Below are 20400 nucleotides of genomic sequence, written 5' to 3' on the forward strand. Positions count from 1 at the left end.
GCCGATAAACAGGCGCTCGAGGAGATTCAAACATGCTTCCGGCACTCTATGTTGCTAAAACCGGTCTGGCCGCCCAGGACACCAACCTGACGACCATTTCCAACAACCTGGCCAACGTTTCGACCACCGGTTTCAAAAGCGACCGTGCGGAATTCCAGGACTTGCTTTACCAGATCAAGCGTCAGCCAGGCGCCCAGTCCACTCAGGACAGCGAGCTGCCATCGGGCCTGCAACTGGGTACCGGTGTGCGCATCGTCGGCACCCAGAAAAACTTCACCGCCGGCAGCCTGCAGACCACCAACCAGCCGCTGGACATGGCGGTCAACGGTCGCGGTTTCTTCCAGATCCGTCAGCCTGACGGCACCCTGGCCTACACCCGCGACGGTACGTTCCACCTGGACAGCAACGGCCAGATCGTGACTGCAAACGGTTACGCGCTGGAGCCTGCGATCGTCGTTCCGCAAGACTCGCAGACCTTCACCGTCGGCGAAGACGGCACCGTGTCGATCACCACCTCGGCCAACACCGCCACGCCACAGATCATCGGTAACGTGCAGACCGCGGACTTCATCAACCCGGCCGGCCTGCAATCCCAGGGCGGCAACCTGTACCTGGAAACCGCTTCCAGCGGCGCGCCTCAGGTCGGTACGCCGGGCCTCAACGGTCTGGGCGTGGTCAAGCAGAACACCCTGGAAAACTCCAACGTCAGTACCGTTGAAGAGCTGGTGAACATGATCACCACCCAGCGTGCCTACGAGATGAACTCCAAAGTGATCTCCACCGCTGACTCGATGCTCCAGTACGTGACCCAGAACCTGTAAGCCCTGTTTGAAACGCCTGATGTCCTGTTGCGAAACACCTGATCAATTCCAAGGGGCGCCTGAAAAACGCCTGCTACACCGCGAGGTTTTAAGTGTCATGAAACGGCTCTCTGTATTGCGGCTTTCCCTGTTGGCAGCTCCTGTGTGCGGTATCGCGCTGCTGACCGGCTGCGTTGCGCCTGCGGCCAAACCCAATGACCCTTATTACGCGCCGGTGTTGCCGCGCACGCCGCTGCCTTCAGCGGCCAGCAACGGTTCGATTTATCAGGCCGGTTTCGAGCAGAACATGTACGGCGACCGCAAGGCCTATCGGGTCGGCGACATCATCACCATCACGCTTTCCGAGAAGATGGCTGCCAGCAAGGCCGCCAGCTCAGGGATCAGCAAGACCAGCAAAACCAGCCTTGGCCTGACCTCGCTGTTTGGCGCAGGCGTCAGCACCAACAACCCGGTTGGCGGTGGCAACCTCAGCCTGGACGCCGGATACACCGGCGACCGCGCCACCAAGGGTGACGGCAAGGCGGCGCAGAGCAACAGCCTGACCGGCTCGATCACCGTGACCGTCGCTGACGTCATGCCCAACGGCATTCTGTTGGTGCGCGGCGAGAAGTGGATGACCCTGAACACCGGTGACGAACTGGTGCGCATCGCCGGCCTGATTCGCGCCGACGACATTGCCACTGACAACACCGTGTCGTCGACTCGCATCGCCGACGCACGCATCACTTATTCCGGTACAGGCGCGTTTGCCGATTCCAGTCAGCCAGGCTGGTTCGACCGATTCTTCCTCAGCCCGTTGTTCCCTTTCTGATAGCGGGATAGCCATGATCACGTTCAAGCAACTGATAGCGGCAGCGCTGCTGTTCACCACCGCACTGGGCGCCCACGCCGAGCGCCTGAAGGACATCGCCAGCATTTCCGGCGTACGGACCAACCAGTTGATCGGTTACGGTCTGGTGGTGGGGCTCAACGGCACGGGTGACCAGACCACCCAGACGCCGTTCACCCTGCAGACCTTCAACAACATGCTCTCGCAGTTCGGCATCAAGGTGCCGGCGGGTTCGGGCACCGTGCAGCTGAAAAACGTCGCGGCCGTGGCCGTATACGCCGACCTGCCGCCGTTCGCCAAACCGGGTCAGCAGATCGACATCACCGTATCGTCCATTGGTAACTCGAAGAGCCTGCGCGGCGGTGCCCTGTTGATGACCCCGATGAAGGGTATCGACGGCAATGTCTATGCCGTGGCCCAGGGCAACCTGGTGGTCGGCGGTTTTGATGCCGAAGGCCGCGACGGTTCGAAGATCACCGTCAACGTGCCGTCTTCCGGTCGCATTCCAGGTGGTGCATCGGTTGAACGTGCCGTGCCAAGTGGCTTCAACCAGGGCAACTCCCTGACCCTGAACCTCAATCGCAACGACTTCACCACCGCGAAGCGCATCGTCGACAAGATCAACGACATGCTCGGCCCTGGCGTCGCTCAGGCGCTGGACGGCGGCTCCGTGCGAGTCACCGCGCCGCTGGACCCCAACCAGCGTGTTGATTACCTGTCGGTGCTGGAAAACCTGGAAATCGATCCGGGCCAGACGTCCGCCAAAGTCATCATCAACTCGCGGACCGGCACTATCGTTATCGGCCAGAACGTCAAGGTGTCGCCGGCAGCCGTGACCCACGGCAGCCTGACCGTGACCATCACCGAAGACCCGATCGTCAGCCAGCCGGGCGCGTTCTCCAACGGCCAGACCGCCGTGGTCCCGCGTTCGAAGATCAACGCCCAGCAGGAAATGCACCCGATGTTCAAGTTCGGTCCGGGCACCACGCTGGATGAGATTGTCCGCGCGGTTAACCAGGTGGGCGCAGCGCCGGGCGACTTGATGGCGATTCTCGAAGCACTGAAACAGGCCGGCGCGTTGCAAGCCGACCTGATCGTGATTTAAGAGGCAAACTGAATGAGCATTCCAAGCGGCGGCGTTTCTTCAGGTGATTCAGGGGCGTACACCGACCTCAATCGTCTGACGGCCATGAAAACCGGTGATCGCGACAGCGAGGGCAACCTCAAGAAAGTCGCGCAGGAATTCGAGTCGCTGTTCGTCAGCCAGATGCTCAAGGCCATGCGTTCGGCCAACGAAGTGCTGGCCAAGGACAACCCGATGAACACCGCGGCGACGCGGCAGTATCAGGACATGTATGACCAGCAGCTGTCGGTGAGCATGTCTCGCGAGGGTGGCGGCATTGGTCTGCAGGACGTGCTCATGCGTCAGCTGTCGAAAAACAAGGGCGCTGAAGTCGCGCCGGCCACCGGGCTTGTGTCCGGCAACAACAAGACCACGGCAAAGGTCGACGGCAAAGCCGACGCGCCTGCCCAGACCGGTCTGGCCACGCACATCGCTCAGCGTCCGCTGTGGGCCACCCGTTCGGTGACTGCGCCCGCCGCAACCGACGGCACCGCGCACAGCGACGTGGCAGCGCTGAATTCCCGTCGCCTGTCGCTGCCGAGCAAACTCAGCGACCGCATCATGGCCGGCATCGTCCCGAACACCGCCACCGCCGCCGGCCAGGACGCGAGCACCAGCGCTACCACACTGAAGAACCGCATCGCCGTTTCCAATGCCGTGGCCGCCGCGAAAAGCGCAGGGTCTCAGAGCAATGGCGACTGGACCGTCGGGCCTCAGTACGCCGCCGACGCTGACGCTTATGTGCGCAGTCGCGTGCAGACACCGCTGGCGCCGGGCAAGAGTGCATTCGCCAACCGTGATGACTTCGTCGCCACGATGATGCCGCTGGCCAAGGACGCTGCCGCGCGTATCGGCGTCGATCCAAGCGTGCTCGTCGCACAAGCCGCGCTGGAAACCGGCTGGGGCAAATCGATCATGCGTCAGTCCGACGGCGGCAGCAGCCACAACCTGTTCGGCATCAAGGCCCAGGGCGGCTGGAAAGGACCGGAAGCCCGCGCGATCACCAGCGAGTTCCGTGACGGCCAGATGGTCAAGGAGACCGCGGACTTCCGCGCCTACGACTCGTACGCCAGCAGCTTCCACGACCTGGTGAGCTTCCTGCAGAACAACAATCGCTATCAAGAAACCCTGAAATCCGCCGATAACCCGGAACAGTTTGTGAAAGAGCTGCAGAAGGCCGGCTACGCAACCGACCCGTCCTATGCCAGCAAGATTTCTCAGATAGCGAAACAGATGAAGAGTTACCAGACCTACGCATCCGCCTCGGGCTCTTCCACGACTTTATAAGGTTTGAACCATGTCACTGATCTCAATCGGGCTTTCGGGACTCACCGCCAGCAGCGCAGCATTGACGACGATCGGCAACAACACTGCCAACGTCGACACGCAGGGCTACTCGCGTCAGCAAGTGATGACCGCCGCCGGGGCTCAGCAGAACATCGGCGTCGGTTTCATCGGCACCGGTACGACGTTGTCCGACGTGCGCCGCATCTACAACGGCTACCTCGATAACCAGTTGCAGACCAGCACATCGCTCAACGCCGACGCCACCGCGTACCTGAGCCAGGCCAGCAAGCTCGACTCGATGCTGTCCGACAGCTCGACCGGCGTGAGCACGGTGCTGGCGAAGTTTTTCACTGACCTGAGCGCCCTGGCGTCCGGGCCGACCGACACGGCTGCGCGCACGACATTTCTGACCAGTGCATCGGCGCTGGCCGGTCAGTTCAACACCATCTCGGCGCAGATGAAGGACCAGAACGCCAGCATCAATACCCAGCTGACCACGGCAACAGGGCAGGTGAATGCACTGGCGTCGTCCATTGCCGTCCTCAACAAGCAGATCACCGAGACCCAGGCTTCCGGCGGTCAGCCCAACACGCTGCTCGATTCGCGCACCGAGGCGGTACGTCAGCTCAATGAACTGGTCGGCGCCAAGGTCGTTGAAAACAACGGCAGCTATGACGTTTACATCGGCACCGGCCAGCCGCTGGTCACCGGCACCACCGCCAATACCCTGAGCGCCGTGCCCAGTGACAGCGACCCCAGCGTGTATGCGCTGAAACTGAAATATCAGAACAACGAAGTTGATGTCTCCAGTGTGGTAACCGGTGGCTCGCTTGGCGGGTTGCTGCGTTATCGCAGCGACGTGCTGCAGCCGGCCGCCAGCGAGCTGGGCCGTCTGGCGGTGGTCGCTTCCGACCAGATCAACAGCCAGCTCAACCAGGGTGTGGACGCCAACGGCAACTTCGGCAGCAACCTGTTTATCAGCGTCAATGACCCGAGCCTGACCAGCCAGCGCAGCCTTGCCAACACGACCAACGATCAGTCCTCGGGCAACTTCGCGGTGTCCATTGCCAACAGCGGCGCGCTGCAGACCAACGATTATCAGGTGACCTTCACCGATGCCAGCGGCCAGTACAGCGTCAAGCGGCTGCCGGACGGCAGGGACATGGGTTCGTACAACACCAGCGCCACCACTGCGCCGGTCATCGACGGCTTCTCGCTGAAATTCAATGGCACCTCCACCGAGGGTGACAGCTTCAAGATCAGCCCGACCAAGACCGGTGCCGACGGTATCAAGGTGGTGATGACCGACCCGAAAGCCATCGCCTCGGCCAGTCCGCTGACCGGCAGCTCCATCGTGAGCAAAGGCTCGGGCACGTTCACCCAGCCTGTCTTGTCGACCCAGGCCGACATCTACAACCCGACCGCGACGGCCGATCTGCGAAACGCGCTCACCGCCTCGACGCCGATGCGTTTGCTCATGGGCGATGTCACCAATGGTGCTCAAGCCTATACGCTGGTCGATGCGCAGGGCGCGGCGGTCAAAGACAAGTCCGGCAATGCAATCAAGGGGTCGATTGTTCAAGGCCAGTCCAACGACATCAGTCTGGAAGTGGGTTACACCGACTCGTCGGGTGCTGCGCAGTCGTTCAAGTTTGGCATGACCCTCGCCGGCTCGGCCAACAGTGGCGACACCTACAGCATCGCCATGACCGGCGCCGGGTCTCTGGACAACCGCAACGCGACCTCGGTCGGTACCCTGCAGACCAAACAGACCCTCGACAGCGCAGCCGGCAATGGCACGGGCATGAGCCTGAGCGGCGCCAACGCCAACATGATTACCACCGTCGGCAGCAAGGCGGCGCAGGGCAAGAATGATTCGACGGCCACCACCGCCGTCCTTACCCAGGCCAAGAGTGCGCGCGACAGCGTTTCCGGTGTTTCGCTGGATGAAGAAGCCGCCAACCTGGTCAAGTATCAGCAGTACTACACCGCTTCGTCGCAGATCATCAAAGCCGCTCAAGCCATTTTCAGCACGCTGATCAACAGTCTTTAAGGAATCGTAATCCATGCGTATCTCAACGACCCAGTTTTACGAAACCAGCGCCACGAACTATTCGCGCAGTTACGCCAACGTCACCAAAACCGGTGACGAAGTGGCCAGCCAGGTCAAGCTCAACACGGCCGGCGATGATCCGGTCGGCGCGGGCCGTGTGCTGCAGTTGCAGCAGCAGGGCACGATGCTCAATCAGTACAAATCCAACATCGACACGATCAATACCACCGTCGTGCAGACCGAGACGGCCTTGACGTCGATCACCTCGGCGATTCAGCGCGCGCAAGAGCTGGTACTGGGGGCGGCGAACACCTCGTTCACCGACAAGGACCGCCAGGCCAACGCCTCCGAGCTCAAGGAGTTGCAGGGGCAGATTCTCGGCCTGATGAACAGCCAGGACGCCGACGGCACCTACCTGTTCTCCGGGTCCAAGGGCACCACCGCGCCATACGCCGTCAGCTCCGACGGCACCTACAGCTATCAGGGCGACCAGACGCGCAACCTGCTGGCCGTTGGCACGGGCATCTCCATGGCCAGCAACACCACCGGCTGGGATGCATTCGAACAAGCGACCAACACCACGCGCACCTCAACGACCCTGGTCGCTGGCGCGGATGACGGCGTGATCTCGTTGTCCGGCGGCAGCGTCAGCAATGCCTCCACCTACGACACCAGTTTCACCGCCGGCCAGCCCTACAAGATCTCCTTCACCAGCAGCACGGCCTATACCATCCTGGACAAAAACAACCAGGATGTGACGGGTGAGGCGTCGGCCGCCGGCAAGTTTGCGTCCACCAGTTCGGCGAACCAGGCCATCACCTTCCGGGGCCTGGAACTGAACCTGAACATCAACTTGACCAAAGATCAGTACGCAAGCACCAGCGCCGCCGACGCGGCCGTCAAGGACCACACCTTCCAGCTGGGTGTTTCCCCCAGCACCGTGAGCACTTCGCGTCTGCCGGCCAACACCTCGACCGATGTGATCACCAGCTCGGTGGTGACCGATCAGGCCGCGTTCGACAAAACCTTCCCGTCGGGCGGCGCTGTCGTGCGCTTTACGGATGCCACCAACTTCAATCTGTACGCAGCGCCCTATGACCCGGCGACCAGCAAAGCGGTGTCCACCGGCACGCTGAGCGGTAACACGGCGACGGCCTCCGGCGTGACGTTCACCTTCAGCGGCACGCCGCCGGCGATGGCGGCAGGTGACCAGTTCACCGCGCAGTCTTCGACCCAGCAAAGCCAGAACGTGCTGAACACCTTGTCCAAGGTCATTACCGCGCTCAACGGCAAGGTCGATGGCGACCCGATTGCCCAGCAGAAACTGCAGGCCACGATGACCTCCACCATCGGTAACCTGAAAAGTGCGGCCGAGCAGATCATCAATGCCACCAGCGACGGCGGTGCCCGGGCCAAAACGGCGACCGATCAGGGCGTGACCAACCAGAACATGATCGACAACGGCACCACCGAATCGGGCACGATTACCGCATCCGATCCGGTCGATGCGATCGCCCGTCTGACCCTGCAAAAAACCATGCTGCAGGCGTCGCAGCTGGTGTTTACCCAGCTGTCTGCGCTGAACCTGTTCAGCAAGTTGTAATCGGCCCAGCGGCGGGCGGCCCCTGATCAACAGGGGTCGCCACCGTTGAGCGTCAACCGTATTGTCAGCGGTTATGCCGATCCTCTCCCCGGGGAACGGCGCCGCTCGTGAGTCCCGCCCGTGAATTCAGCTCCTCTCGTCAGCCTCGTCATTCCCGCCTACAACCCGCGCTTCTTTCAGCGAGCGCTTCAGGACGCCCTGGCCCAGACCTATAGGCCCCTTGAAGTGGTGGTCTGCGACGACAGCCAGACCGACGAGATCCAGGGCATCGTTGAAAAGTACCTGGACTCCAGCCCGGTCACCCTGCGTTACGTGCGCAACCCTACGCGTCAGGGTTTCGTCGGTAATCTGCTGGTGTGCCTGCACGAAGCGCAGGGCGAGTTCATCAAGTTTTTCTGCGACGACGACCGGCTTTTTCCGGCGGCGGTGGCGCGTCAGGCCAGCGTGCTTGTCGAGCATGACGACGTCAGCCTGGTGCTGGCCCAGCGTTATTTCTGCGACCCCCAGGACATTCAGCTGCCGGTGCGCATCGAGAACGCGCCGCTGGCCGAATCCAGCTCGGTGTTCTACGGCGCCGATCTGCTCTCCGTATTCGATATTTCGCCGACCAACTTCCTCGGCGGCTTCAGCAGCTCGTTGATGCGCCGCAGCGATGTGCAGGTGATTCTGCCGGCGCTCCGTGAAGTGGGCGACGGCTTCACCGCGCTGGTGGATTTCGTGCTCTACGTCTGTCTGCTCAAGCGCGGCAACATGGTCATGCTCAACGACGTGCTCAGCGCCGAGCGCTTGCACCCGGAGCGCTTCAGCCGTCAGCAGTGGGTCAGGGATCTGATCACCGACGAGCGTCAATGGCTGGGCAAGATGCTCAAGGCGCGCACCGGCGAAGACGCTCCCGAATACGGCTGGGTGCGCTTCGTGCCGCTGACTCAGGCGCTGGAGCAGCCCCGTGTCTGGCAAGAACTGCCCCTCAGCCGCATGCTCGGTGACCGACAGGCCGCCTTGCCGTGGCGGGTCGGCACCGACAGCGAAAGTTTTGCCGAGCTGTACCAGCAATGGTTGAGCTTCCGCACCCTGTTTGGCGCCGATCGCCTGCGCGTGGCGGATAACGTCGCGACATGGCCGTCGCAGCCGAAGATGGTGGCGGTGGTGCTCGACGAACACGCCAGTGCCGCCGGTGTGGCGCTGACCCTGGCCAGTCTCGACGCGCAGTTGTACGCCGCCGAACTGACTCTGGTGCTGTCCAGCGCTTGTGACGCGCCGGTGCTCGACGGCCGTGTGTTCACCTTGCCGCTGCAGCCCGACTGGCTGGCGCAACTCAATGACCTGTTGCCTCAGCTTGAGCGCGGCGACTGGTGCTACCTGCTGCGGGCGGGGGATCGGCTCACCGATTGCGCGCTGCTGATCCTCGCCGAACGCGTTGCCCACTCGCCGGACGTGCTGTGCCTGTACGGCGACGAAGGCGCGCTGCACGAAGGCGAGTCGGCCGAGCCGGTGTTCCGGCCTGACTTCAACCTCGACCTGCTGCGCAGTTACCCCTACGTTGGCCGGGTGCTGGCGTTTCAGATCGCCGCGCTGGCCGGGATTGGCGGTTTCGATTCCGCCTACGGCGAACTGGCGCCCCACGACGCCATCTGGCGACTGACCGAAGCCCATGGCGTGGTGGTTCAGCACGTTTCGGAAATCCTCGTCGAGTCGCAGTTTCCCTTCCAGGCGTGGCTCGCGCTGGATGAGGTCATGGCGCAAAACGCTCCGGTGCTCGATGCGCATCTGCACCGCATGGGCATCGCCCATCAGCTGCGCGAGGTGGAAGGGCAGTGGGTCAATCACATTGATTACCTGAGCGACGCGCGTCCGCTGGTGTCGATCATCATCGTCCATCAGGACCAGTTGGCGGCGTTGCAGCGCTGCATCGAATCGCTGCTGTCGAAGACCGCTTACGCGCCGTTCGAAGTACTGATCGTCGACTGCGCCAGTCAAAACCCGGAAGCGCGATCCTGGCTGGCGGACATGCAGCAGATCGGCGGCGATACCCTGCGCGTGCTGCATTACGAAGGGCAGGGCAACGGCGCCGACGTGCGCAACTTCGCCGCTGCCCACGCCCGCGGCGAGCACCTGCTGATGCTCAGCATCTACGCGGTGGTGGCCGATTCCGCGTGGCTGGGCGAACTGGTCAATCACGGCCGGCGGGAAGAAGTCGGCGTGGTCGGCGCCAAGCTGTTCACCCCCGAAGGCTACATCCTGCAGGCCGGGCTGATTCTGGGTTACCACGGCCCGGCCGGCCCTGCGTTTTTTGGCGAGCCACTGCACGCGCCCGGTCATCTGCTGCGGTTGCAAGCGGCCCAGGATCTGAGCGCGGTGGGCGGCCACTGCCTGTTGGTGCGCCGGGCCTTGTTCGAGCAGCTCGGTGGCCTGAACAGCAATGAATTCACCGGCAGCCTGAGCGAAGTGGATTTCTGCCTGCGCGTCCGCGAATCCGGCCATCTGGTGGTCTGGGCACCCCGTGCCGTGCTGGCGATCGGCGCCTCGACACCGGCGGAACAGGTGCGCGAAAAACAATCCCAGGTCGACGATCAACACACCTTCTACAAACGCTGGCTGCCGATCCTCGCCCGCGACCCGGCCTACAACCCGAACCTGCGCCTGACCGGTTCGTTCTATAGCCTGGAACCGGGCCTTAAAAAAGGCTGGAACCCTTATTCATCGCGGCGCCTGCCCAATGTGCTGGCGATCCCGGTCAACAGCACGGCGGTGGGTCATTACCGCGTGTCCCAGCCGTTTCTGGAGCTGGAAGCCGATGGCCGAATCGAAGGGCGGATGAGTTACGACCTGCCGTCGATCATCGAGCTGGAGCGTCAGTCGCCGGACGTGATCGTCGTGCAGTGCCGCTACAGCCAGAATTCCATCGATCAGGTCGCCAGCCTCAAGGCGTACTCCAACGCCCGGCGCATTTACGAGCTGGACGACTACGTGATCAGCGTGCCGAAAAAGAACGGCCACTTGCGCAGCATGCCGTCGAACATGGAAGCGATGGTGCGTCTGGGCACCAGCCTGTGTGATCGGGTGGTGGTGTCGACGGTGACGCTGGCCGATGCGCTGTCGGGGATGCACCACGACATCCGCGTGGTGCCGAACATGCTGGCTTCACAGCTCTGGACCGGCCTGCGCAGCCAGCGCCGGACCTCGAAGAAGCCTCGGGTGGGCTGGGGCGGCGGGACCAGCCATGCCGGCGATCTGGAAATCATCGCCGAGGTCGTGCGCGAGCTGGCCGATCAGGTCGACTGGGTGTTCTTCGGCATGTGCCCCGAGTCGCTGCGCCCGTACGTGCACGAGTTTTATCCGTCAGTGGGCTTGCTGGCCTATCCGGCCAAATTGGCGGCCCTAAACCTGGACCTCGCGCTGGCGCCGCTGGAACACCACATTTTCAACGACTGCAAAAGCAACCTGCGCCTGCTGGAATACGGGGCCTGCGGCTACCCGGTGATCTGCACCGACACCCGTGCGTACGACGGCTACCTGCCGTGCACCCGCGTGATGACCAACAGCACCGCCGAATGGCTCGAAGCGATCCGCATGCACCTGGCCGACCCGGACGCCAGCTACCGCATGGGCGATGAGCTGAAAGAAGTGGTCATGCGCGACTACGTCCTGCGCGGCGACAACCTCCAGCACTGGGTCAACGGGTGGCTGGCGGATTAAGCACGGTGTTTTAGTGGGACCGGCTTCAGCCGGGAAGAGGCCCGCATGCACACCCTCACTTTTGCGGCATGACGTATGCCGCCTTCCCGGCTAAAGCCGGTCCTACAGTCGGTACGCGGTGTGCACGTGGGACCGGCTTCAGCCGGGAAGGGGCCTGAATGTGCACCCTCACTTTTGCGGTGTGACGTCTGAGGTCTTCCCGGCTAAAGCCGGTCCTACTGACGGTACGCGGTGTGAATGTAGGACCGGCTTCAGCCGGGAAGGGGCCCGCATGCACACCCTCAATTTTGTGGTGTGACGCATGACGCTTTCCCGGCTAAAGCCGGTCCTACTGACGGTACGCGGTGTGAATGTAGGACCGGCTTCAGCCGGGAAGAGGCCTGAATGTGCATCCTCAATTTTGTGGTGTGACGCATGACGCTTTCCCGGCTAACGCCGGTCCTGCTGACGTCGCCGATCTTCCGGCAGGTGAAGAACGTGTGGGAGCGAGCTTGCTCGCGAATAAGCCGGCACATCCGCCGAATATCCATCGGTAGAGATGCCGCCTTCGTGAGCAAGCTGACTCCCATATGACCGGTGTCCGCCGCATCGTTGCCAGCCACCTTCCCGGCCAAAGCCCATCCTGCCCATTGCGCGCAGTCCCGCCATGCAGAGTTGGCGTGCTTCCTGCTTCGTCTCCCCGATATCGCCATTGATCATCTTTTTGACGCCTGGCCGCATCACAGGGAAAACGTAATGCACCCTCATTCATCTCCGGGAAACACCATGCCGCTCGATGCCCAACTGACGCTTGTGGTCCTCACCCATGACCGGCCCGCGCTCCTGCGCCGGACATTGCAGTACTACAGTGCCTCGTCGGCTCGGGTGCTGGTGCTCGATGCTTCGCAGCAGTCAGCCGCAGACATCGCCGCGCTGTTCCCGCAGGTGGATTACCGCCACGTGCCTCAGTTCGCCGAGACCGGGGTCCAGAGCAGGATCGCCCACGGCGTGACCCAGGTAGCCACGCCGTTCATGGCGTTCGTGGGCGACGAAGATTTTCTGATGAATGACGCGCTGGCCCAGTCGGTGGAATTCCTCGCCGCGAACCCCGCCTACGGCCTGTGCCACGGCTATTGCCTGATGTACCAGGCCCACGGCGACAAGGTTGAATACTTCCGCCGCGACAAAAAGGGCCAGGAAGACTTCGCCGCCGACGACAGCGGCGAGCGCGTCCTGAGCTTCATGGATCACTACATTCCGCCGTTCTACGCCGTCACCCGCACGGCGCTGCTGCAACAGTGGTTTGCCGCGTTGCCCCAGAGCATCAGCGGCGAACTGCAAGAGTTCGGCCACGCCTACTTCCTGCTCTCGGCCGCCAAGGCGCGAATCCTGCCGATCCCCTACGTGGTCCGCGAACTCCACCACCGGCTCTCCGACCGCCCGACCCACATGCTGAAAAAGCTGAGTGACAGCGATCCGTCAGCTGTCCTCGAACGCCACGAATTCGCCGGTTTTCTGGCAGCCCTGACCACGGCCGACCGCGACCTGAATGCAGCCGACGGCATCGAGCAGGTCAAAAAGGCCTACACCGCCCTGCAGGTCTGTCTCGAAGATCAACATTCCCTGGGCCTGACCAGCATCGTGTTGTCCTACTGGAACGATGTCTTCAGACCCGTGGACCGTCAGTTCGGGCCCCGGCAGTTCGTTGAGATGCCGTTTTACAACCAGGCCTTTTTCGATGTGCTGACCGAGATCGAATTCCTGATCCACGCGCTGCCAGCCGGCAAGCTGCAAATGGAACAGCTCGAAGGCACTTGGGTTCAGCAGGAAGTGCTGCTGCGCACTCACACCAACGACAACCCCGAAACCATCGCCAACCGGATGTGGGAAGCGATGGCCCTGAACATCTTCAACCCGCACATCGTCGAGCCGCTGGCCGGTCTGATGGCGCGGCAGGGCGACCCCGAAGAAGCCGCGCAAATGTCGCGCTGGCTCGAGCGCCTGAACTCGGTCCATCGCGAGGACCATCGTGAACGCTTGGCCGACATGCCGTCGGGCCAGTTGTTGCAGTGGCTGGACGCACGCCAGCCGAGCCCGGGCGACGCGCAGGCCATCCTCAACCGCATCGACAGCCTTGGCGGCGCACCGCAGTTCGGCATTCTGTTGCTGGACCTCAACGATGACATGACCAAACTCCAGGTCACCCTGGACAGCCTGGTCGAAGGCCACTGCAAGACGTTCAAGGTCGTGGTGTTCACCAGCGGCGAGCCGCCGGCCGCCACCAGCGCGCAAAACACCCTGCATTTCGTCAAGGTCAGCAAGAGCAACTGGGTCGACAAGGTCAACCAGATCGCCCGCCAATCCACCTGCCACTGGCTGATGCTGGCTGAAGTCGGTGATGCCTTCACCGCCGGCGGCCTGTTGCGCGCCTCGCTGGAGCTGCAGGCCGCCCCTGAGTGCCGCGCGGTGTTCGCCGATGAAGTTCAGCGTGAGGCCAGCGGTGCGCTGACCCATGTCATGCGCCCGGGCTTCAACCTCGACCTGCTGCTGAGCAACCCGACGCTGATGTCCCGCCACTGGCTGGTCCGCCGCGACGTGCTGGTCGAGGCCGGCGGTTACTCCGCCGACTTCGCCCAGGCTGCCGAATTCGAACTGCTGCTGCGCATCATCGAGCAGGGCGGCATGGGCTGGCTGGCCCATCTGGACCAGCCGCTGCTGGTTACCGACGCGCAACCGCAGGAAGAAAACCCCCAGCAGCGTCTGGCCCTGACCCGGCACCTGAACAATCGCGGCTTCAAGGCCCAGATCAGTCCGGCGGCGACCGGCGCCTGGCGCATCGATTACCGCCACATCCAGCGCCCGCTGGTGTCGATCATCCTGCACGGCATCGACGACCTGCCGGTGCTGCAGCGCTGCCTGGCCAGTGTGCTGCTGCGCACGCGCTACGCGAATTACGAAGTGCTGATTGCGGACGATCACAGCGTGTCGGCGGAGCTGAGCGAATGGCTGGGCCGCCAGGAAAAAGGTCGCGTGCGGGTGCTTCGTTTCGATCAACCGCTGAACCACGCCGCGCTGATCAACGCCGTGGGCGCGCAGGCCAAGGGCGAATACCTGGCGCTGCTCTCGGCCCACGGTGAAGTCATCAGCCCGAACTGGATCGACGCCTTGCTCAATCAGGCAATGCGCCCGGAAGTCGGTGTGGTCGGCGCCAAGCTGATTGAACGCAACGGCACGGTCAGTCAGGCGGGGTTGATCCTCGGCATGAACGGCGGCGTCGGTTCAGCGTTCGTCGGCGAAGCAAAAGACGCTGCCGGTTACATGAGCCGTTTGCTGCTGGACCAGAATTACTCGGCGGTGTCCGACGCTTGCCTGATGGTGCGCAAGGCGCTGTTCGACGACGTCGGCGGCCTGGATCAAGGTCATTTTGCCGACGCCTTTGCCGACGTTGATCTTTGCCTGAAAGTGGCCCAGGCCGGCTACCTGACGGTGTGGACGCCTCACGTGCAGTTCGTCCATTCGGGGTCGTTGCCCGACGCGCCACAGACACTCGCGGCGCTGCAGGACAAATGGTCCGGTGCGTTCGCCCACGACCTGGCGTACAACAAGAATCTGCAACTGACCGGCAAGGGCTTCACCCTCGCTCAGGCCGACGGTTCCAGTTGGGCCGAGCTGCTCGCTTAAGGCCTCCGGGTTAAAGGACTACGTCATGTTCAACGGCAAATCAGTGTTCATCTCAGGCGCAACCGGTTCGTTCGGTCGCATGTTCATCCGCTCGCTGCTGGCGCGTTATCAGCCTCGGCGCGTGGTGGTGTTCTCCCGCGATGAACTCAAACAATACGAAATGCAGCAGGAATTCAACGCCCCGTGCATGCGCTATTTCCTCGGTGACGTGCGCGATGCCGACCGCTTGCAGCAGGGCATGCGCGGCATCGATTACGTGGTCCACGCGGCGGCGCTCAAGCACGTGCCGGCGGCGGAATACAACCCGACCGAATTCATCCGCACCAACGTCAATGGCGCGGAAAATATCATTTCGGCGGCCATCGCCAACGGCGTGAAAAAGGTCGTCGCGCTGTCGACCGACAAGGCCGCCAGCCCGATCAACCTGTACGGCGCCACCAAGCTGCTGTCGGACAAACTGTTCGTCGCCGCCAACAACATCGGTGGCGAGGAGCAGACGCGGTTTTCCGTGGTGCGCTACGGCAACGTCGCCGGCTCCCGCGGCTCCATCGTGCCGTTCTTCAACAAGCTGCTGGCCGGCGGCGCGGCTGAATTGCCGATCACCGACCCGCGCATGACGCGGTTCTGGATCACCCTCGACCACGGTGTGGATTTCGTCATGCAGAGCTTCGAGCGCATGCACGGCGGCGAAGTGTTCGTGCCGAAGATTCCGTCGGTGCGCATCGTCGATCTGGCCCAGGCCATGGCCCCCGACCTGCCGCACAAGATCGTCGGCATCCGTCCCGGGGAAAAACTGCATGAGCTGATGGTGCCCCAGGACGACGCGCGCATGACCCTGGAATTCGACGACCACTACACCATCGTGCCGTCGATCCGCTTCAACAACGTCGACACCGATTTTGCCGTTGACGCCACCGGCGCGCAGGGCAAAGCGGTCCACGACGAGTTCGAATACCGCTCCGACACCAACCCGGACTTTCTGTCGATCCGCCAGATCGGCGAGCTGCACGCTGACGTAAAGCCATGATTCCGTACGGCAGGCAGAGCGTTGATCAGGCCGATATCGACGCCGTGGTCGAGGTGCTCAAGTCGGACTGGCTGACCCAGGGCCCGACCCTCGAGCGCTTCGAAGCCGCCATGGCCGAGCGCTGTGAAGCCGGTTTCGCGGTGGCGGTGTGCAACGCCACGGCGGCGCTGCACATTGCCTGTCTGGCGGCCGGACTGGGGCAGGGCGACTGGCTGTGGACCAGCCCGAATACCTTTCTGGCCTCGGCCAACTGCGGGCGCTACTGCGGCGCCGACGTGGATTTTGTCGACATCGACCCGCTGACCTGGAACCTCGACACCGACGCCCTGGCGCGTAAGCTTGAAGTGGCTGAATCAACCGGCACGCTGCCCAAGGTGCTGGTGACGGTGGCGTTTTCCGGCCAGAGCTGCGACATGCGCGCCATCGGCGAACTGGCCCGGCGTTATGGGTTTGTGGTGATCGAAGACGCCTCCCACGCGGTCGGCGCGCACTATGCCGGGCGTCCGGTGGGTTGCGGCGAGTTCGCTGACATGACGGTGTTCAGCTTTCATCCGGTGAAGATCGTGACCACTGGCGAAGGTGGCATGGTGCTGACCAATCGCCCTGAACTGGCCGAACATCTGCGCCGCCTGCGCAGCCACGGCATGACCCGTGACCCGGCGCAGATGGACGAACCGAGTCACGGCCCCTGGTATTACCAGCAAGTCGAACTGGGCTTCAATTACCGCATGACCGACATTCAGGCTGCGCTCGGGCTTTCGCAGCTGAACAAACTGAACGGTTTTCTGGCCCGTCGGCGAGAGCTGGTGGCGCGCTATCAGACACTGCTGGCCGACCTGCCGCTGACCTTGCCGACCCTTCAGGCCGAGGCCGAGTCGGCGTGGCACCTGTATGTCGTCCGCGTCCAGACCGACATGCTTTCGGTGAGCCATCGTCAGGTGTTCGAAGGGCTGCGCGCGGCGGGCATCGGCGTGAACGTGCACTACATCCCGGTTCATCTTCAGCCCTATTACCGCGACCTGGGCTTCAAACCGGGTGATTTTCCCGAGGCCGAAGCCTATTACGCCCAGGCCATCAGCCTGCCGCTGTACCCGGCGATGACCGACGCGCAACAGGATTACGTGGTTGATCAGCTTGGCCGTCTGCTCTGCGAAACAGCGCGGGCCAGCGACTGATGCGAACGAACCCATGACAGGCCCACGAGCATGAGCGCCGTCGCCATCATTCCCGCACGGGGCGGCAGCCAGCGCATCCCGCGCAAGAACATCAAGCTGTTCAACGGCGAGCCGATGATCGCCCATTCCATTCGTGCTGCGCTGGCGAGCGGGGTGTTTGATCAGGTTGTCGTCAGCACCGACGATGAAGAGATCGCCGACGTCGCCCGCCATTACGGTGCCGAGGTGCCGTTCATGCGCCCAGCGGACCTGGCCGATGCCTTCACCGGCACGGCGGCGGTAATCCAGCATGCCCTCGGCGCCCTCAGTTATTCCTTTGATTACGCCTGCTGCATCTACGCCACCGCGCCGCTGTTGCAGGCGCGTTATCTGCGTCAGGGCCTGGAAGCGCTCGAAGCAGCAGCCGAAAAATCCTATGCGTTCTCGGTGTGCAGCTTCGGCTTCCCGGTGCAGCGTGCGCTGTTGATCGACAGCGACGGCTGCCTGGGCGCGATGCACCCGGAATTTCGCAGCGTGCGCTCCCAGGATCTGCCCGTCGCGTATCAGGACGCCGGCCAGTTCTACTGGGGCCGCAGCGAAGCCTGGCGGCGCGGCGACACGGTGTTTTCCGAACTGAGCCTGCCGGTGATCCTGCCTCGGCATCTGGTGCAGGACATCGACAGCCCGGAAGACTGGCTGCGCGCAGAATATTTGTACGCGGCGCTCAAGGCCGGCGGGGAACTGCAATGATGCGCGTGCTGATCCGCGCCGACGCCTCGGTGACCATCGGCAGCGGCCACATTGCCCGCTGCCTGACGCTGGCGAACACGCTACGTGCAGATGGCGCCGATGTGCATTTTGCCTGCCGCGAATTGCCGGGCCATTTACTCCAGCGGCTGGCGGATCAGGGCTATGTCACCCATGTGCTGCCCGCCCGCTATGGTGCTGAAGAAGACTCGGACATCGAAGCAGCATTGCCGTGGCAGGCGGACCTGTCTGCCTTGGCCGAAGAGATTGAAGATGAGCCGCCCTTTGACTGGCTGATCGTCGACCATTACGGGCTGGATGCACGTTGGGAAACGGCGGCGCGCGGTCTCGCCGATCGGGTCATGGCGATCGATGATCTGGCCAATCGGCCCCATGCGGTCGAGGTGTTGCTGGACCAGAATTACAGCGCTCAGGCGCTGGATCAGCCCTATGCCGCTTGGGTTGGTCCTGAGAGCCAGACCTTTCTGGGGCCGAGATTTGCTTTGCTGCGCGAGGAGTTTCACTGCGAGCCCATCGCGATCAAGCCTCGGGTGGAGCGGGTGCTGGTCAATTTTGGCGGCTTCGATGAGGCCGCTCAGGTTTACGCCACGATGCAGGCGCTTCAGGGGTTCGACGATCTGCAGGTGGATTTCGTCGCCGGTTTGCACAACCCGCACTGGCAGGCGATGAGCGAGCTGGCGGTCTCTCGACCTGAGTGGCGTCTGCACACGCTGACCGGTAATTTTTTCGCGCTGATGCAGGCGGCCGATCTGTTTATCGGCGCCGGCGGCGGCACCACTTGGGAGCGTGCAGCGCTGGGCTTGCCGACGATCTGTATTTCGGTGGCGAACAATCAGCAGCTCAATGCGCAATTGCTGGCCGAGGCCGGTGTGCATGAGTATCTCGGGCCCCATGTGCAGCTTGAGCCCGGGCGTTTGCACGACGCCATCGAGCGGCTTTGCGGTGATGCCCCGTTACGCCAATCATTTGCCGATCAATCGAGGTTGTTGGTGGATGGCCGAGGTGCCCGGCGCATCGCTGATGCATTGGCGACAGTTGCCGATAACGCGGCAAAGGGGCAGGGCGCATGAGCCACTGCCCGTTCTTATTTTTATCGTTTGGCCTAGTGCCGGCCGATGTCAGTGCAGCGAGTGAGCAACGATGAATTCTTTCAAGATCGGTTCCCGAACCATCGGCCCCGACGCGCCGCCGTTCATCATTGCCGAGATGAGCGGCAACCATAATCAGTCGCTGGATCAGGCGTTGAGCATCGTCGAGGCTGCGGCCAAGGCGGGTGCCCACGCCCTCAAGTTGCAGACCTACACCGCTGACACCATGACCCTGGACATCGACGAGGGCGAGTTCTTCATCAAAGACCCCAACAGCTTGTGGGCCGGGACCTCGCTGTATGCGCTCTACGAGCAGGCGCACACGCCGTGGGACTGGCACGCGCCGATCTTCGCCCGCGCGAAAGAACTGGGGCTGCTGGCGTTTTCCACGCCTTTCGACGAGACCGCCGTGGATTTTCTCGAAAGCCTCGACGTGCCGGCCTACAAGATCGCCAGCTTTGAGAACACTGACATCCCGCTGATTCGCAAAGTGGCGGCCACTGGCAAGCCGATGATCATCTCCACCGGCATGGCCAGCATCGCCGAGCTGGACGAAAGCGTGCGCGCTGCGCGGGCGGCGGGCTGCAAGGATCTGGTGCTGCTGAAGTGCACCAGCACCTACCCGGCGACACCGGCCAACAGCCACGTGCGCACAATTCCGCATATGGCCGGGCTGTTTGGCTGCCAGGTCGGCTTGTCCGATCACACCATGGGCGTTGGCGTGTCGGTGGCGGCGGTGGCCATGGGCGCGACGGTCATCGAAAAGCACTTCACCCTCGAACGCGCCGACGGCGGGGTCGACGCCAGTTTCTCGCTGGAGCCAGCAGAAATGGCCAGCCTGGTCATTGAAACCGAGCGCGCCTGGCAAGGCATGGGCCACGTGCAATACGGCGCCACTGAAGCCGAACAGAAATCGCTGCAATACCGCCGCTCGTTGTATGTGGTGCGGGACATCGCCGAGGGCGAGGCTTTCACCCCGGACAACATCCGCGCCATCCGCCCCGGCCTTGGCCTGGCGCCCAAACACATCGACGCCGTCCTCGGGCGCAAAGCACGACACGCGCTGAAACGCGGCTCGGCGCTGAGTTGGGATGTGGTGGGTTAGCACTCGCGCGACCGACTAAGCTTGTGAGAGGGACCATTATCTTCAGCGCACGCAAAACCTGTGGGAGCGAGCTTGCTCGCGAAGGGGCCGGTACATTCGGCGCATTTTCAGCGTTTGAAATGCCGCCTTCGTGAGCAAGCTCACTCCCACAGTGGTTCTGCGCAATGACCATAATCTTCAGCGAAT

Annotated in this window: 13 protein-coding genes; all 13 read left to right on the plus strand. The window is 62.8% G+C overall.

Annotated elements, in window-relative coordinates:
- Positions 1–32 precede the first annotated feature (32 nt).
- Positions 33–821, plus strand: coding sequence for a flagellar basal-body rod protein FlgG (gene flgG, locus ABEH28_RS00235; protein ID WP_065987266.1), 789 nt, complete (start codon positions 33–35; stop codon positions 819–821).
- A gap of 97 nt (positions 822–918) precedes the next feature.
- Positions 919–1632 carry a flagellar basal body L-ring protein FlgH gene (gene flgH / locus ABEH28_RS00240; protein WP_282371631.1) on the plus strand — a complete coding sequence of 238 codons (714 nt, stop codon included), beginning with the start codon at positions 919–921 and terminating at the stop codon, positions 1630–1632.
- A gap of 13 nt (positions 1633–1645) precedes the next feature.
- On the plus strand, positions 1646–2755 hold the full coding sequence (locus ABEH28_RS00245) for a flagellar basal body P-ring protein FlgI (protein ID WP_074893047.1): 1110 nt from the start codon (positions 1646–1648) through the stop codon (positions 2753–2755).
- 12 nt (positions 2756–2767) lie between these two features.
- A complete protein-coding gene (flgJ, locus tag ABEH28_RS00250; RefSeq protein WP_282371627.1) occupies positions 2768–4060 on the plus strand; it encodes a flagellar assembly peptidoglycan hydrolase FlgJ in 1293 nt (430 codons plus the stop codon).
- A 10-nt stretch (positions 4061–4070) separates the two neighbouring features.
- On the plus strand, positions 4071–6113 hold the full coding sequence (gene flgK, locus ABEH28_RS00255) for a flagellar hook-associated protein FlgK (protein WP_192172643.1): 2043 nt from the start codon (positions 4071–4073) through the stop codon (positions 6111–6113).
- 13 nt (positions 6114–6126) lie between these two features.
- Entirely contained in the window at positions 6127–7716 is a 1590-nt protein-coding gene (locus ABEH28_RS00260; RefSeq protein ID WP_346628742.1) for a flagellar hook-associated protein 3, read from the plus strand.
- A 120-nt stretch (positions 7717–7836) separates the two neighbouring features.
- Complete coding sequence (locus ABEH28_RS00265) at positions 7837–11412, plus strand: glycosyltransferase (protein WP_346628743.1); 3576 nt, start codon at positions 7837–7839, stop codon at positions 11410–11412.
- A gap of 765 nt (positions 11413–12177) precedes the next feature.
- Positions 12178–15072 carry a TIGR00180 family glycosyltransferase gene (locus tag ABEH28_RS00270; protein ID WP_346628744.1) on the plus strand — a complete coding sequence of 965 codons (2895 nt, stop codon included), beginning with the start codon at positions 12178–12180 and terminating at the stop codon, positions 15070–15072.
- Between the two features lie 25 nt (positions 15073–15097).
- A complete protein-coding gene (pseB, locus tag ABEH28_RS00275; protein WP_192174127.1) occupies positions 15098–16099 on the plus strand; it encodes a UDP-N-acetylglucosamine 4,6-dehydratase (inverting) in 1002 nt (333 codons plus the stop codon).
- Positions 16096–17274, plus strand: a complete 1179-nt coding sequence (gene pseC, locus ABEH28_RS00280; protein WP_346628745.1) for a UDP-4-amino-4,6-dideoxy-N-acetyl-beta-L-altrosamine transaminase — start codon at positions 16096–16098, stop codon at positions 17272–17274. The genes pseB and pseC overlap by 4 nt, the downstream gene beginning before the upstream one ends.
- Positions 17275–17304: 30 nt before the next feature.
- Positions 17305–18003 (plus strand): pseudaminic acid cytidylyltransferase, encoded by a 699-nt coding sequence (gene pseF / locus ABEH28_RS00285; RefSeq protein ID WP_346628746.1) that lies wholly within the window; start codon positions 17305–17307, stop codon positions 18001–18003.
- The gene (gene pseG, locus ABEH28_RS00290; protein ID WP_346628747.1) at positions 18000–19091 is read left to right on the plus strand and encodes a UDP-2,4-diacetamido-2,4,6-trideoxy-beta-L-altropyranose hydrolase; all 1092 of its coding nucleotides are present in this window, start codon (positions 18000–18002) and stop codon (positions 19089–19091) included. The genes pseF and pseG overlap by 4 nt, the downstream gene beginning before the upstream one ends.
- 70 nt (positions 19092–19161) lie before the next feature.
- A complete protein-coding gene (gene pseI / locus ABEH28_RS00295) occupies positions 19162–20214 on the plus strand; it encodes a pseudaminic acid synthase (RefSeq protein ID WP_346628748.1) in 1053 nt (350 codons plus the stop codon).
- The last annotated feature ends 186 nt before the right edge of the window (positions 20215–20400 follow it).

Source organism: Pseudomonas sp. Ps21-P2 (assembly GCF_039672565.1).
Taxonomy (GTDB): Bacteria; Pseudomonadota; Gammaproteobacteria; order Pseudomonadales; family Pseudomonadaceae; genus Aquipseudomonas.